The following is a 14,016-nucleotide window of genomic DNA, read 5'->3' as shown; positions in this document are numbered from 1 at the left end:
TTATTTCAGGATTTTGATGGACGGGAAATAGCGGATCACTGCCTTTCCCACAATCTGGTCAAAAGTGACAAAGGTATTATCCCAGAATCTGGAATCTCTTGAATTTTCCCGGTTGTCTCCAAGCATAAAGTAAGAGTTTTCAGGAACCTTATAGGGGCCGTAGTCTCCGGTAGGCACCTCAGGCACAAAGCTGTCATCCAGCGGCTCCTGGGCTCCGTCAATATAAACCTTTCCGTCTCTGATCTCCACGGTTTCTCCCGGAAGACCGATCAGACGCTTGATAAACAGCTGGCTTTCATCATCCGGATATTTAAAAATAATGATATCAAAACGCTCCGGATCCTTTACTTTTTTGGAAATATGCTTTCCGAAAAGATCCACGTTCAGTCCATATGCAAGACGAAATCCAAATACGCGATCCCCGGTCATAATGGTATTTTCCATGGACTCAGAAGGGATTTTTGCATTAATAAGAATAAAATTATTGACAAAAAGTACCACAACCACTACGATTATGATCATTTTTACATAATCCCAGATTTCATTCCAGATTTTCATGATAACTCTCCTCTAAATGTTCTTCTTTTATAATGTGCTGAAAAAGCTCCGGCAGCTCTGCGCGGAAGGTTTTTTCCGAAACCTCCCCAAGGCATCCCTCCAGATGGGGGAAAGTCAGGCTGAATGCGTGAAGAAGCTGATGCTTCAGCCCGTAATGCTCCCGGCATTTTTTATTAAACGCTCTGTCTCCGTACTTGCTGTCTCCCATAAGCGGATATCCCTCGGAGGCAAGATGAGCCCTGATCTGATGGGTTCTTCCTGTTACCAGCCGTACCTTCAGAAGTGTTGTTCTTCCATTGCTGCCAAAAGGCGTGTATACAGTCTCCACAGGCTGGGCATCCTGGACTTTATTTTTATATACAGTGACCTTGTTGCACCGGGAATCCTTTTTTAAATATCCCCGGATATGTGTCTGTCCCTTTAATACCCCTTTTACAATGCAAAGATAATCCTTATGGATGGTTCTGTCATGGAACAGCTCTGAGAGAGCCTGAAGCCCTGCCAGACTTTTTCCTGCTGCCACAAGACCGCTGGTATTTTTGTCCAGACGGTTGCACACAGAAGGCCGGAAGGTAACAAGCTCTTCCTCTGTCACAGCACCGGTATCTAAAAGATAGCCCGTCACATACTCCACAAGGGAAGGCTCCTTTGTTTCATCCGGCTGGGAAAGCATTCCTGCCGGCTTGTTGATAAGAAGGATATCCCTGTTTTCATAAACAACAGACAGCTCTGTGCTTGCCCTAGGCGCAGCCTCTTTTCCGCTGAACTTCAGGTAAGTTTCATCACTGAAAAAAAGTCTGATCTCATCCCCCTGGTTCAGCTTTTCATTTCCTGTTGCCTTTTTTCCGTTCAGGGTAATATTTTTTTTGCGGAGCATTTTGTATACAAAACTTTTGGGCGCCTCTCTTAAAAGCTTTGCAAGATACTTGTCAAAACGCTGCCCCGCCTCGTTTCCATTGATTGTAAACTGCTTCATACGTCACCTACAGACAGATCGCCAGAATGGTGTGGCGGATCAGTTCATTTCTGGAAAGTTCCGGATACCGCTCATCCGGCCGGAATTTGATTCCCTCCTCCAGAGACTCTTTATGCTCGTTCATGGAATCCAGACGATCCAGAAACGGCTTGAGATCCTTAAATATTTTTACATTTGCCCGGTATCCGTTGCCTTTCAGGATCTTCTGAGCTTCTGTTTCCATAAAGGCTGCGTCTATTTTGGGATCGCTGCTGTACCCCACCACCAGATTTCCGCAGATGGCAAAGGCGTCAATAAACGCGCTTTTTTCATAAAAAGTCATATACATTTCATAGGACATGACCAGGCTTTTGCAATGCTTCTGGATCTGGCTGTAGATTTCCGGATCCATGGACGGACAGCGGAACAGCATAATAAGATTTACCAGCATTTTACAGGCAGGAAGACAGCCCACAACAGCGATCACAGTCCAGATAGTCAGTCTTGTTTTAAAATACATCATTGCCGTAAAAAAGATCAGAAGCGGCACTGCAAACAGAATTGCCGTGATCAGAAATTTTCGTTTTTTCTCTGCTGCAACGTAACCGAATTCACCCTTTTTGGCATGTTTCCCGGCATTTTTTTTGCTCATGTGATTCTCCTTTATTCTATCTGTTTTTTTTCTTATGAGTATTACGGATTGTTTTTTTCACAGATCTTTTTGCAGGATTTTTTGTGGATGCTTCCCGCGGGTTTCCTTTTTTGTTGCTGCTAAAGCCCTTTTCTCCGAAGCTTCCTTTTCTGACGCCGGCAGGATTCTTCTCCCCCGGACTTCCCTTTCTGCCTTCCTTCAACCTGTCATTGTTTTTCCGTTCCGGACGGATCAGGCATTTCGGTCCGAAGCCTACAAGATCCATTCGGTCTGCTATTTTCAGTCCTTCTAGCACCAATGACCTGTTTGCCGGATTTTTATACTGCATCAGAGCTCTCTGAATAGCTTTTTCATGAGGATTTTTCGGAACATACACCTTTTCCTTTGTAAGAGGATGGATTCCCGTATAATACATACAGGTGGAAAGAGTGGACGGCGTAGGGTAAAAATCCTGCACCTGTTCCGGGGTAAAGCCCAGATCCCTTACGTATTCCGCAAGCTTTACCGCCTCCTTCATGGTACATCCCGGATGGGAGGACATAAAATACGGCACTGCATACTGCTTTTGCCCTGTTTTTCTGTTTTCCCTTTCATAGGCTTTCAGAAAATCCTGATAAACCTTATGAGAAGGCTTTCCCATATAATAGAGTACCTGATCTGACACATGCTCCGGCGCTACACGAAGCTGACCGCTGATGTGATGGCGGACCAGTTCCTGAAGAAACGCAGGATTTTTATCTGCCATTACATAATCAAACCGTACTCCTGAACGGATAAATACTTTTTTGACACCCGGAAGCTTCCGGAGCTTCCCAAGAAGCGTCACATAGTCGCTGTGATCTGCCGTAAGATTTTTGCAGGGCGTGGGAAAAAGGCACTGCCGGTTCTGGCATACGCCCTTTGTCAGCTGTTTCTGACAGGAAGGCTGCCGGAAATCTGCCGTAGGGCCTCCTACATCATGGATATATCCCTTAAATGCAGGATCCTCTGTCATTTTTTCTGCTTCTTTTAAAATAGATTCATGGCTTCTTGTCTGAAGAATCCTTCCCTGGTGAAAGGTAAGGGCGCAGAAGCTGCAGCCGCCAAAGCATCCCCGGTTGCTGGTAAGGCTGAACCGGATCTCATCCAGAGCCGGAATCCCTCCCTGACTGTCGTACATGGGATGCCAGGTTCCCATATAAGGAAGATCATACACGTCATCCATTTCCTGGGTGCCAAGAGGAAGGGCCGGCGGATTCTGGATCACATATCCCCTTGTGCCGTAATCCTCCACCAGAGGTTTCGCCGTAAAGGGATCTGTATTTCTGTACTGGATGGCAAAGCTGTCCCCATAGGCTGTTTTACTGTCCCTGACCTGTTCAAAAGACGGAAGAAATACAGGATCGTAGGCAGTATCACAGGTTTTGCTTTTATAAACAGTTCCCGGTATGTAGGTGATCTCTTCCACCGGGATGCCGCTGTTCAGCGCATCCGCGATTTCAATAATAGAATGTTCTCCCATTCCGTAAGAGATCAGATCCGCCCCGGAATCAAGAAGCACACTTCTTTTTACCCGGTCCTCCCAGTAATCATAGTGAGCCAGCCGTCTTAAGCTTGCCTCGATACCGCCCAGAATGATCGGCGTGTGCTTATAGGTCTGACGGATCAGGTTGCTGTAAACCACTGTAGGCATGTCCGGCCTTAGGCCCATTTTGCCTCCGGGAGAATACGAATCCTTCTGACGATGCTTTTTTGACACTGTGTAATGATTCACCATGGAATCCATATTTCCGGCGGTCACAAGAAAACCCAGGCGCGGTTCTCCGAACACCTGGATACTCTCTTTTTTCCGCCAGTCAGGCTGAGGAATGATTCCCACCCGGTATCCATGACTTTCCAGAAGTCTGCTGATAATGGCGCTACCAAAAGAAGAATGGTCTACATAGGCGTCTCCTGTCAGATAGACAAAATCCACCTGATCCCATCCCCGGTCCTTCATTTCCTGTGCTGTTACTGGTAAAAATTTATGCATGTATCTGCTCCTAATTTGCTACTGACTGGGCGCGATAGCCCTCTGCGATAATATCAAGCTGTCTGTGAAAACGTTCAAGCTGCTGAAGATCCTTTGTCTGAAATACTCTCAGAAATTCGTCCTGGATCTTTTCCACCTCGCGTTTATTGGAAATCTTGTAAAGATTCTCAATGCTTAAAAGAATATCCTTTACAAGATTGGACTGCATCCTGGAAGAGTTCTGGGCATCCATAATCTCATTTCGCACAGAAGACATTTCCTGATCCAGCGCAATAATGGCGTCTGCTGCCTTGCTGAGGCGTTCTGCAACATGCATGGGCATTTCCCCCTTATATTTGTACTGAAGAGAATGCTCAATGGTTGCCCAGAAGTTCATTGCCATAGTACGGATCTGGATTTCCGCCTGAATGGTTTTGGGTCCCTCAATGGTTTCCACTGTATAATAAATAATCAGATGATAGCTGCGGTAGCCGCTCTGCTTAATATGCTTCAGATAGTTTTTTTCACTTTTTATCTGCATGTCACTGCGCTTCTGGATCAGAGCTGCCACTGTGTCAATATCCTCTTCAAACTGACAGATGATGCGGATTCCCGCAATGTCCTCCACTTCCTCTTCCATCCGTTCCATGGGGATATGCTTGCGCTGCATTTTTTCCAGAATGCTGGTAACACTTTTTACACGCCCGCGAACCTGCTCAATAGGCGAGTAAAGATCATTTTTTTTATGCTCCTCTATCATATGCTCAAACTTAACCGTCAGCTCTCTGACAGCAAGCTGATAGGGGCATAAAATACTTCTCCATAACTGTATTTCCATATAAATCACTCCTTGCAGGAAAATACCGGAGTATCCTTTGATACTCCTGCCTATTATAGCATACTTTTAAAAGATTATGTAATTTAATATGTATAGTTTCTGATTTTTTTCTCAAAAATCTTCAGAAGCCAGTAAGGATTTACACTCATCTCTTTCTGAAAGGGAACCTCGATATAAATTCCCAGATGAAGATGTACCGGGAACCTTCCTCTGGTGCCCTCAGGTCCGTATCCGGTGTTTCCCATATAACCCAGAATATCGCCGGCTGCAACCGACTGGCCTTTTTCGATACCTGTCTCATATCCGGAAAGATGCGCATAATAAAAATATCCTCCATGGGGAGAACGTATACCAATCCGATAGCCGCCCAGAGGAAGCCAGCCTTTTTGTTCCACAATGCCGTCAGTCATGCTGATCACAGGATAATAGCCGGACTCCGTAACCTTTCCAAACAGATCTGTTCCTTCATGGGTTCGTTTTCCTCCATAAGCTCTCTGTGCCTGCCAGGTGTTTTCAAAAGCAATTTCTGAGGATGCAACCGGGAAATATTTTACATCTTCCCACACTGCCCGGTAAGTGTTCACAAGAAGCTGAAATTCCTCCGGTTTATATTTTCTGTAAAGCTCCTGATTGTTGGAAATTTTTTCAGGATAAAAGTCTTCTTCTGCCATGGAAGCAGCCAGTAACGGAATCCAGTCTTCGGTATCACCGGAAACTTTGTGCAGCTGCTTATAAAGATCAGCGGACAGTTTTTGCTCCCGGAACTCTTCGCTTTTCAGAACATCTCCGGATAAAACCGAAGCGCGGCTTCGCCCCCGTATCATACCTTCCAAATCTGCAAGAAACACAAGGTAAAAAAATCCTGCAATCATCAGCAATATCTTTTTTCTTTTCATAAATCCTCCAGCTTAAACCTGCAGTTTAATATATGCAGAAGAGAAATGAAAATGCCGCTGCAGAAATACATTCCACAGCGGCGCTTTTTATACCGTATTATATTTTACTCCACAGATTCATCGTTTTCCCCGAACGCTTCCACGCAAAACACTACCGGGCGTACGCCATCTGTACAGCATACAATTGTCTGTCCATCCTTTTTCGCCCACGGTTTATTGCTGGAACCGGATGACATAGCACTGACACTTCTGTAAATATCAATCCAGGCCCACGGGCAAAATCCTTCAGGCATTTTCGCACTGCCCTCAAAAATAAATTCATCCCCAACTTCAAGTAAAGGACACGGCCCCACAGACTGTCCCTGTGTCAGATATTCATCTGCGTACTCCGGATAAAACTCTTTACGCAGAACGGTAATTTTTACTCTTTTCATTTTTTCAGGGATTCCAGAACTTTTACAAGGTACTTCCATACGCGCTCTGTGGAAGCAATGTCAAGAACTTCCTCAGAGGTATGAATATCTTTCATGTTCGGTCCAAGGGAAACGCAGTCCAGTCCTTCGATTTTTTTGTAGAACAGACCACACTCAAGTCCTGCATGGATTGCCACAACATTTGGTTTTTCTCCATACATTTCCTCATACACTTCAACCATCTGATCTCTCAGCGGAGAATCCTTCCGGTATTCCCATGCAGGATAAGCTCCCTGAACCGTGTAGTCTCCTCCGAGGAATTCTGTCAGATAGCAGATCTTATCGGAAAGAGCTGCGCCAGCTGCCTCCACAGAGCTTCTGACACTGGAGCTTCCCAGGAATTCGTCCTCCCCAAGCTTCACAATTCCGATATTGGTAGAGGTTTCCACCAGACCGTCAATGCTTCCGCTCATCTTCTGGATACCAAAAGGAACTTCCATCAGGAAAAACAGAACTTTCTCTCTGCTTGTAGGATGAAGAACTCTTGCAGAGGAAGCTCCCAGATCTGTAATCTCAATTGTTATTCCTTCGTCTGTTCCTGCATACTCTTCACGGAATCCTTTCTGAACTTTTTCCGCACAGGCTTTTACTGCATTTACATCCTCAACAAGAAGCTCTGCATCTGCCTCTCTTGTAATAGCATTGTCCTTCTGTCCGCCTGCAAGAGAAATAATCTCATAAGCAGCTTCTTTCTGAAGTGTGTAGAGAAATCTTCCCATCAGAACATTGGCATTGGCGCGCTTTTTGTCAATCTCCGCTCCGGAATGTCCGCCCATAAGTCCTGTGATCTTTACTGCTGCTTTCTGACCTTCTGCCTCCACTCTCTGTACAGGAATGGTGCTGATACCGGAAAGGCCGCCTGCACAGCTGATCCACAGACTTCCTTCTGCCTCAGAATCCAGATTGATCAGTCGTTTTCCTTTTAAAGCGCTGCAGTCAAAACCTTCTGCTCCAAGAAGGCCGATTTCCTCATCCACAGTGATCAGAACCTCCAGAGCCGGATGTGCAAGCTCTGTGCTTTCCAGAAGGGCAAGACCGTAAGCTACAGCAATGCCGTCGTCACCGCCTAAGGTTGTTCCGTTTGCAGTTACATATCCGTCCTTTACAGAAATATTTAAAGGATCCTTTGTAAAATCATGATCTACATCCGGTCTTTTTTCACATACCATGTCCATATGTCCCTGAAGGATCACTGCCGGCGCATCCTCATAGCCTTCTGTTGCAGGTTTATAGATCACAACGTTATTCATCTCGTCCTGAACATATTCAAGTCCGTGTTCCTTTGCAAAGCTAACCAGATAATCACTGATCTGCTTTGTGTTTCCGGAACCATGAGGAATCTTGCAAAGCTCCTCAAAATAATAAAATACCCGTTTTGGTTCACAGTTTTCCAATGCTCTCATGTTCTGTTCCTCCATTTCATGTGATTATGAAAATTCTTCATATTTATTTGATACAAACCATATATTAAAGAAAAAACGATGGTTGTATATGAAGCGAATCTTTTATACAGCAGGAACCCTCCTGCTGCTTGTGTTTTTGCTGCGTTTTCCGGAAGAGGCATTATGCGCTTCAAGGGACGGTCTGAATCTGTGGCTGAATACCCTGCTGCCCACGCTTCTTCCCTTTATTATCCTTACAGGAATCCTTATTCATACAGGAATGGTCGAAAAATTATTGAAGCCTTTGTCACCGGTTTGGAGCCATATATTCGGCATTTCACCGTCAGGAGCCTATGCCCTGCTTCTGGGCCTTCTGTGCGGCTATCCCATGGGGGCCAAAATCACCTCGGATCTGTATGGCTGCGGCAGGATCAGCAAGAGAGAAGCAGAATATCTGCTGACCTTTACCAATCATGCCAGTCCTGTTTTTATTTATACATACCTGATACATATCTGTCTTAATGACAGGTTTCATCCATGGCTTATATACGGCCCTCTGCTTTTATCAAGCTGCCTCACCATGATCTTTTTCCGTTTTTTTGTTTACAGAAATCGAACAAGAACTCCTGATACATTTTTTTCTGAAAAAAACAAGGAGCCATCCGCGCCCGGCGTAACCGGAACTCTGCTGGATGCCTCCATTATGAATGGTTTTGAAACAATCACCCGGCTGGGTGGTTATATTCTCCTGTTTTCTATCCTGTCTGCCTTTGTCAGGCATTACTGGAACGCAGGAGAAATGACAGAATATCTGTTTCTGGGTGCCCTGGAACTTACAACCGGACTTCATCAGCTTGCAAGATCAGGCTTTTCTCCTGTTCTCAGATATCTCTGTTCCATGCCCATGGCTGCTTTTGGCGGAGTCTGTATTCTCGCGCAGACAAAAAGCCTTCTTCATAAGGAGCTTTCTGTACTGCCATATATTTCTGCAAAATGCCTCAACGCAGCAATTACTGCAATCTCTGCTTTAGTTTTCCTCAAGGTCGTCTAACAGCTCATCATCCTCCGGGACCGGCTCGCTGTCGTGATAGGTTCCGGTAATGGCTGCTGCCTGCGCAGTCTGAGGAGCAAGTTCCTGACGGTTCTGATTTACAACATCCAGGCAGGTCTGAAGGGCTTCAATAAAGCTCTTATATTTGCCGCCTGCATCCTCAAGTGTCTGATTCAATACAGAACCGATGCTTGCCATCATATCGTCTGTATAAGTGATCGCACTGAGACGAATGCTGTTTGCATCCTGTGTGGCAGAATCAAGAATTTCCTGCGCCTGCTTGTTGGCTGCATTAATGGTATCATTTGCCTGTGCGTATGCTTTCTGCATGATCTCATGCTGAGTAACAAGCTCCTGAGCCTTTGCCTGAGCATCTGCAATGATCGCGTCTGCCTTGGACTGAGCATCCTCCAGAATCGCATCCTTATTGCTGATGATCTTCTGATAGCGTCTGATCTCATCCGGAGTTTTCAGGCGAAGCTCTTTTATAAGTTCATCAATCTCATCTCTGTTTACAATAATCTTTGTATTAGACAAAGGCTGGTATTTACAGCTGTCTATAAATTCCTCAATGTCGTCAATAATCTGTTCAATTCTGCTGCTCATTGTACATTCTCCTTATTTCTCTTCATTTTGTTCCTGCATCTTGGAATGCAGAGCCTGAATAATCTCAGGCGGTGCGAATTTCGATAAATCACCGCCAAAGCGGGCAACTTCCTTCATGATCGTAGAGCTGACATATGCATATTCCAAACTGGTAGTCAGGAACACGGTATCTACATCCGGTGCCAGAACGCGGTTTGTCTGTGCCATCTGCAGCTCATATTCAAAATCTGTAACCGCACGAAGTCCGCGCACAATAACCTGGGCTTCATTTTCTTTTGCAAAATTAACAGAAAGCCCGTTAAATGGCTTTATAATAACATTTGGGATGTCCTTTGTTGCCTTTTCTAATATATTAACACGTTCTTCCACAGAAAACAACGGACTTTTTGCAGAATTATGCAAAACTCCCACTACCACTCTGTCAAAGGAAACGCTGGCCCTGCGGATCACATCCAGATGACCGTAGGTGGCCGGGTCAAAGCTTCCCGGATAAACTGCTGTTACCATGTATGTTCTCACTTTCTTTTGTACAGAAAAACATGCTTGTTCGTCTTATATTCCTTTGAGCGGCTGATCTGATATCCCATTTCCTCCGCATAGGAAAAATCCGTATGAAGATCTGCCTCTGTGATGATCAGCGTATGTTCATCTGCCAGTGTACTGTCCGCCAGATATTCCAGAACCTGACGTTCCAGGCCTTTTTCATAGGGCGGATCCATAAAAATGCAGTCAAACGCCTGGTGTCCTTCCAGAGAACGCAGCGCCTGCAATGCATCCATGGCTAACAGTTTACCATTTTCCGCAAGTTTTGTAAATGTCAGATTTTCTCTGATGCAGGAGCAGGCTTTTGGATTTTTTTCTACAAACACAGCAGATGCAGCACCTCTGCTTAAAGCCTCAATACCAATGGCGCCACTTCCGCTGAAAAGATCCAGGAAGGAGCAGTCCGGTATTTCCTGCTGAAGTATGTTAAATAAAGTTTCTTTTATCCGGTCCGTTGTGGGCCTTGTATCTGATCCCGGCAGCGTCTTCAGAGGAAGGCGGCGGGCTTTTCCTGCAATTACTCTCATTTAAGATTAAGTCTCCAATCCAGATCCCCTCGCGCAAGTCCGAGGATCAGAAGTTCTGCTGTAGCTATATTGGTAGCTACCGGTATATTATACTGATCGCAGCGCATGGTAATGGCCGCAATATCCGGCTCCTTGGGATCAAGCATTGCCGGATTGTAAAACAGGATCACCATATCAAGATCCTGACGCTCGATCATTTCCATAAACTGTTTGTCACCGCCTATGCTGCCTGCAAGAAATTTATGCACATGCAGGTTTGTGGCCTCCTCGATTCTTCTTCCGGTGGTTCCCGTAGCATAAACTTCATGCTTAGCGAGAATATTCTTGTAGGCAATACAAAAATCTTCAATAAGTACTTTTTTACTGTTGTGTGCAATGATTCCTAAATTCATTGATCATCTCTCCATTCTCACCAATACATTTTATAGTTTCTTTACTTCTCTTCTTTATTTCCCTTGATATTATAACAAATATCCAAAAAAAACGCAATTAAATCTTATAGAATATACAAAATTCACAGAAAATTAATGATTTCAAAATTCTGGAAGCGCAGACAGTATATTCTAGTGTATTATTCCGTAAATTTCACATACTACCAGTGTAACATCCAAATAACAAAAACAACCAAGGAGGAAATGAATCATGTCAAACACAAGTTCTTCTAACAAAGCAACTGTACCAGAAGCAAAAGGTGCTCTTAACCGTTTCAAATTTGAGGTTGCCAATGAGCTTGGCGTACCGCTTACTGATGGTTACAACGGAAACCTGACATCCAAGCAGAACGGATCTGTAGGCGGTGAAATGGTCCGTAAAATGATCGCTGAACAGGAACGTCAGATGTCCGGCGGTGCTCAGAACAGCCAGTTCTAACAAGACAGCCAGAAGAAAAGCTCAGGTGACAACTGTCCCCTGAGCTTTTTTCTGTTTCTTATAAACCAAGGAAGCCTGTGATGTCACCGTTAATGACATAATGTGCTCCGTTGTCTTCCGGCTTAATGTATACCTTCAGGTCTTTCAGCTCTGATTCTTTTTTGCCCATCTCGTCAGTCCATATCTTCTTAACGCTTTCTACTACATCCTTCGCATATACTTCTTTGCCCCAGAACTGTACATATACTTCTGTATTTACTGATGCTGTCTTTGCTGCAGTTCTTTTTACAGCCGTTTTTTTCACAGCAGCCTTCTTCTCAGCAGGCTTTTCTGCAGTTTTCTTTGCAGCTGCTGTTTTTCTGGCAGTTGTTTTCTCTGTGGTTTTTTTAACTGTAGCTGCGTCTGCTTTTTCAGTTTCTGCAGCTGTCTTTGCAGGAGCCTCTTTTTCGATAGCCGTTTTTGCAGTTGTTGTCTTAGGTTCTGCTTTCTTTGTTGTTGTTCTTGTAGCCATAATAGCCTCCTTACAAGGTGAAATAAAATTATTACGGTACTAGAATACTACGTTTTTTGTTTTTTTGCAACAATTTATTTCACTAAAGTCCTGATATTGCGGATTGTATCTCCTAAAGTCCAAAATTTTCCGGCCCGTCCTCCCTGCAGAAATCAAGCTGTTCCTTAAGAAGCCGGTTCTGTTCCAGAGAAAGATCCGGATCAAGGGCAAGAAGCTGTGCAGCAGCCTCACTGGCTGTTTTCAGAATATTTGCGTCATTGTAGATGTCTCCAATACGAAATTCCATCAGGCCGCTCTGACGGATGCCGAACAGATCTCCCGGTCCCCGGAGCTTCAGATCTTCTGCCGCAATATAAAAACCATCGTTTGATTTCCCAAGGATCTCCAGACGTTTGGAGGTGGTGCTTTCCTGACTGCCCTGAATAAAAATACAGTAAGACTGATGTTCTCCGCGGCCCACCCGTCCCCGGAGCTGATGAAGCTGGGCAAGGCCGAAGCGCTCCGCATTTTCGATCATCATCACAGTTGCATTCGGGACATTGACGCCTACCTCCACAACAGTTGTGGAAACAAGAACCTGGATGCTTCCGGCTGCAAATTCTTCCATGATCCTGTTTTTTTCCTTTGGTTTCATTTTTCCATGAAGAAACTCCACGGAAATATCCTCCGGCAGAGCATCTTTTAATTTTTTTGTATAATCCAGGACATTTTCAGCTTCCATACCCTCGCTTTCTTCTACCATGGGACAGATCACATATGCCTGACGGCCCTCCCGGATCTGACGTTCAATGAAACGATAGGCTTTTGGGCGGTAGGAAGTATCTACAACACAGTTTTTTATAGGAAGTCTTCTTGCCGGCAGTTCGTCGATCACAGAAATATCCAGATCGCCGTACAGAATAATGGCAAGAGTTCTCGGAATAGGGGTTGCGCTCATAACAAGAATATTCGGAGGATTTCCCCTGGTTGCCAGAGCCTCTCTTTGTTTTACCCCAAAACGATGCTGCTCATCTGTGATCACAAGGGCAAGATCCCGATACTGCACGGCCTCCTGGATCAGCGCATGGGTTCCTATGATCACAGAGGTCTTTCCCTCCCTGATTTTTTCATAAATCAGTCTTTTTTCCTTTGCCGTATTAGAACCGGTAAGAAGAACAGCCGGAATATCCAGCCCCTGTTCCCGGACAAGTGTCTGAAACGCCTCAAAGTGCTGGCGGGCAAGAACCTCTGTGGGTACCATAAGCGCAGACTGGTATCCGTTTTCAAAGGTCAGGATCATGGCAAGAAAGGCAAGGATCGTCTTTCCGCTTCCCACATCTCCCTGCACCAGCCTGGACATCAGAGACTGTCCGGAAAGATCCCGCTCAATTTCATGCCAGGTATTCAGCTGGGCACTGGTAAGCCTGTAGGGAAGATTTTCAATCACCTGCTCTGTTGTCCATGTTTTTTTCATGGGAAACAGATTCACCGCCTCTTCTGTCTTTTCTTTCAGAAGCTGGACAGAAAGAATAAAAAACAGAAATTCATCAAATACCAGGCGCTTTCTTGATACAAGAAGCTCATCCATATTTTTGGGAAAATGGATGGTGCGGAGCGCATAGTTGATATCTGAAAGCTGATATTTTTCCCTGATCTCTTCCGGAAGATATTCACTTTTCAGTGACTGCTGTTTCAGAAGCTGGTGAAGCACCTTTACAATGGTTTTATTGGAAAGTCCTGCCGTAAGCCCGTAGACCGGCTGAAGGCTGTGAAGAATCTCCTCGTAGGCTGCAGGGGTAAAAATTTCAGGATGCTCCATCTGAAGCTTGCCCTGCCGTCTCATCACTCTTCCTCTGAATACAAAAACACTTCCCTTTTTCAGAGTATTTTTCAGATAGGAAGCATTAAACCAGGTAATGGAGATCCTTCCTGTACTGTCGCATGCAGTAATAGAAACGACCTGTTTTCCTCGTACCGGATTTACATAAACGCCGGAACATACTGCAGCAGAGACGGCTTTTACCGTCCCCTCTTTAAGATCTGCAATATCTGCCGGCGTTTCATACTCATCATAATTCCTGGGATAATACCGGAGAAGGGATTCCGTGTCAGAAATACCTATTTTCTGAAACAGCTTCTCCGTTTTTTCTCCCACTCCTTTCAGAGTTCTTAAACTTTCTCCCAT

At 44.9% G+C, this 14,016-nt stretch carries 16 protein-coding genes; 2 read left to right on the top strand and 14 right to left on the bottom strand.

The genetic code is table 11. The features are described from left to right. The 8 genes from lepB to QVP40_RS05150 all read right to left on the bottom strand — a co-directional run bounded on the left by lepB (window position 1) and on the right by QVP40_RS05150 (window position 7,765). Complete coding sequence (lepB, locus tag QVP40_RS05185) at window positions 1-558, bottom strand: signal peptidase I (protein WP_022067426.1); 558 nt, start codon at window positions 556-558, stop codon at window positions 1-3. Next, window positions 542-1,534 (bottom strand): RluA family pseudouridine synthase, encoded by a 993-nt coding sequence (locus QVP40_RS05180; protein ID WP_022067425.1) that lies wholly within the window; start codon window positions 1,532-1,534, stop codon window positions 542-544. The genes lepB and QVP40_RS05180 overlap by 17 nt, the downstream gene beginning before the upstream one ends. A 7-nt stretch (window positions 1,535-1,541) precedes the next feature. Further along, window positions 1,542-2,165 carry a hypothetical protein gene (locus tag QVP40_RS05175; RefSeq protein ID WP_022067424.1) on the bottom strand — a complete coding sequence of 208 codons (624 nt, stop codon included), beginning with the start codon at window positions 2,163-2,165 and terminating at the stop codon, window positions 1,542-1,544. A 16-nt stretch (window positions 2,166-2,181) separates the two neighbouring features. Beyond that, window positions 2,182-4,176 (bottom strand): YgiQ family radical SAM protein, encoded by a 1,995-nt coding sequence (locus QVP40_RS05170; RefSeq protein ID WP_022067423.1) that lies wholly within the window; start codon window positions 4,174-4,176, stop codon window positions 2,182-2,184. Between the two features lie 10 nt (window positions 4,177-4,186). Further along, complete coding sequence (locus QVP40_RS05165) at window positions 4,187-4,993, bottom strand: GTP pyrophosphokinase (protein ID WP_022067422.1); 807 nt, start codon at window positions 4,991-4,993, stop codon at window positions 4,187-4,189. A gap of 83 nt (window positions 4,994-5,076) precedes the next feature. Then, complete coding sequence (locus tag QVP40_RS05160) at window positions 5,077-5,889, bottom strand: M23 family metallopeptidase (protein WP_022067421.1); 813 nt, start codon at window positions 5,887-5,889, stop codon at window positions 5,077-5,079. Between the two features lie 104 nt (window positions 5,890-5,993). Next, window positions 5,994-6,323 carry a TIGR04076 family protein gene (locus tag QVP40_RS05155; RefSeq protein WP_022067420.1) on the bottom strand — a complete coding sequence of 110 codons (330 nt, stop codon included), beginning with the start codon at window positions 6,321-6,323 and terminating at the stop codon, window positions 5,994-5,996. After that, on the bottom strand, window positions 6,320-7,765 hold the full coding sequence (locus QVP40_RS05150; RefSeq protein WP_022067419.1) for an aminoacyl-histidine dipeptidase: 1,446 nt from the start codon (window positions 7,763-7,765) through the stop codon (window positions 6,320-6,322). The genes QVP40_RS05155 and QVP40_RS05150 overlap by 4 nt, the downstream gene beginning before the upstream one ends. 88 nt (window positions 7,766-7,853) lie before the next feature. Between QVP40_RS05150 and QVP40_RS05145 the strand changes: the two genes are divergently transcribed. Then, a complete protein-coding gene (locus QVP40_RS05145; RefSeq protein ID WP_022067418.1) occupies window positions 7,854-8,795 on the top strand; it encodes a nucleoside recognition domain-containing protein in 942 nt (313 codons plus the stop codon). Here the strand turns inward: QVP40_RS05145 and QVP40_RS05140 are convergent. The 4 genes from QVP40_RS05140 to QVP40_RS05125 are packed head-to-tail and all read right to left on the bottom strand — an operon-like array spanning window position 8,772 to window position 10,863. Beyond that, entirely contained in the window at window positions 8,772-9,401 is a 630-nt protein-coding gene (locus QVP40_RS05140; RefSeq protein WP_022067417.1) for a hypothetical protein, read from the bottom strand. The two genes, QVP40_RS05145 and QVP40_RS05140, sit on opposite strands and share 24 nt — an antisense overlap. A 12-nt stretch (window positions 9,402-9,413) precedes the next feature. Then, on the bottom strand, window positions 9,414-9,908 hold the full coding sequence (gene coaD, locus QVP40_RS05135; RefSeq protein WP_022067416.1) for a pantetheine-phosphate adenylyltransferase: 495 nt from the start codon (window positions 9,906-9,908) through the stop codon (window positions 9,414-9,416). Window positions 9,909-9,916: 8 nt separating this feature from the next. After that, the gene (rsmD, locus tag QVP40_RS05130; protein ID WP_022067415.1) at window positions 9,917-10,471 is read right to left on the bottom strand and encodes a 16S rRNA (guanine(966)-N(2))-methyltransferase RsmD; all 555 of its coding nucleotides are present in this window, start codon (window positions 10,469-10,471) and stop codon (window positions 9,917-9,919) included. Further along, window positions 10,468-10,863, bottom strand: a complete 396-nt coding sequence (locus tag QVP40_RS05125) for a methylglyoxal synthase (RefSeq protein WP_022067414.1) — start codon at window positions 10,861-10,863, stop codon at window positions 10,468-10,470. The genes rsmD and QVP40_RS05125 overlap by 4 nt, the downstream gene beginning before the upstream one ends. 250 nt (window positions 10,864-11,113) lie before the next feature. On the opposite strand from QVP40_RS05125, the gene QVP40_RS05120 reads away from it, so the two are divergent. Next, a complete protein-coding gene (locus QVP40_RS05120; RefSeq protein ID WP_022067413.1) occupies window positions 11,114-11,341 on the top strand; it encodes an alpha/beta-type small acid-soluble spore protein in 228 nt (75 codons plus the stop codon). A 58-nt stretch (window positions 11,342-11,399) separates the two neighbouring features. Here the strand turns inward: QVP40_RS05120 and QVP40_RS05115 are convergent, their stop codons facing one another. After that, window positions 11,400-11,852, bottom strand: a complete 453-nt coding sequence (locus QVP40_RS05115; protein ID WP_022067412.1) for a DUF6465 family protein — start codon at window positions 11,850-11,852, stop codon at window positions 11,400-11,402. A gap of 112 nt (window positions 11,853-11,964) precedes the next feature. Beyond that, on the bottom strand, window positions 11,965-14,016 hold the full coding sequence (gene recG / locus QVP40_RS05110) for an ATP-dependent DNA helicase RecG (RefSeq protein WP_022067411.1): 2,052 nt from the start codon (window positions 14,014-14,016) through the stop codon (window positions 11,965-11,967).

The organism is Blautia sp. CAG:257 (assembly GCF_000433815.1).
Lineage (GTDB): Bacteria > Bacillota > Clostridia > Lachnospirales > Lachnospiraceae > Blautia_A > Blautia_A caecimuris.
This window is presented reverse-complemented; position numbering and strand designations above follow the sequence as displayed.

Coding starts and splice junctions, on each gene's coding strand:
- lepB (WP_022067426.1), bottom strand. CDS start 558: ATGAAAATCTGGAATGAAATCTGGGATTATGTAAAAATGATCATAATC.
- QVP40_RS05180 (WP_022067425.1), bottom strand. CDS start 1,534: ATGAAGCAGTTTACAATCAATGGAAACGAGGCGGGGCAGCGTTTTGAC.
- QVP40_RS05175 (WP_022067424.1), bottom strand. CDS start 2,165: ATGAGCAAAAAAAATGCCGGGAAACATGCCAAAAAGGGTGAATTCGGT.
- QVP40_RS05170 (WP_022067423.1), bottom strand. CDS start 4,176: ATGCATAAATTTTTACCAGTAACAGCACAGGAAATGAAGGACCGGGGA.
- QVP40_RS05165 (WP_022067422.1), bottom strand. CDS start 4,993: ATGGAAATACAGTTATGGAGAAGTATTTTATGCCCCTATCAGCTTGCT.
- QVP40_RS05160 (WP_022067421.1), bottom strand. CDS start 5,889: ATGAAAAGAAAAAAGATATTGCTGATGATTGCAGGATTTTTTTACCTT.
- QVP40_RS05155 (WP_022067420.1), bottom strand. CDS start 6,323: ATGAAAAGAGTAAAAATTACCGTTCTGCGTAAAGAGTTTTATCCGGAG.
- QVP40_RS05150 (WP_022067419.1), bottom strand. CDS start 7,765: ATGAGAGCATTGGAAAACTGTGAACCAAAACGGGTATTTTATTATTTT.
- QVP40_RS05145 (WP_022067418.1), top strand. CDS start 7,854: ATGAAGCGAATCTTTTATACAGCAGGAACCCTCCTGCTGCTTGTGTTT.
- QVP40_RS05140 (WP_022067417.1), bottom strand. CDS start 9,401: ATGAGCAGCAGAATTGAACAGATTATTGACGACATTGAGGAATTTATA.
- coaD (WP_022067416.1), bottom strand. CDS start 9,908: ATGGTAACAGCAGTTTATCCGGGAAGCTTTGACCCGGCCACCTACGGT.
- rsmD (WP_022067415.1), bottom strand. CDS start 10,471: ATGAGAGTAATTGCAGGAAAAGCCCGCCGCCTTCCTCTGAAGACGCTG.
- QVP40_RS05125 (WP_022067414.1), bottom strand. CDS start 10,863: ATGAATTTAGGAATCATTGCACACAACAGTAAAAAAGTACTTATTGAA.
- QVP40_RS05120 (WP_022067413.1), top strand. CDS start 11,114: ATGTCAAACACAAGTTCTTCTAACAAAGCAACTGTACCAGAAGCAAAA.
- QVP40_RS05115 (WP_022067412.1), bottom strand. CDS start 11,852: ATGGCTACAAGAACAACAACAAAGAAAGCAGAACCTAAGACAACAACT.
- recG (WP_022067411.1), bottom strand. CDS start 14,016: ATGGGAGAAAGTTTAAGAACTCTGAAAGGAGTGGGAGAAAAAACGGAG.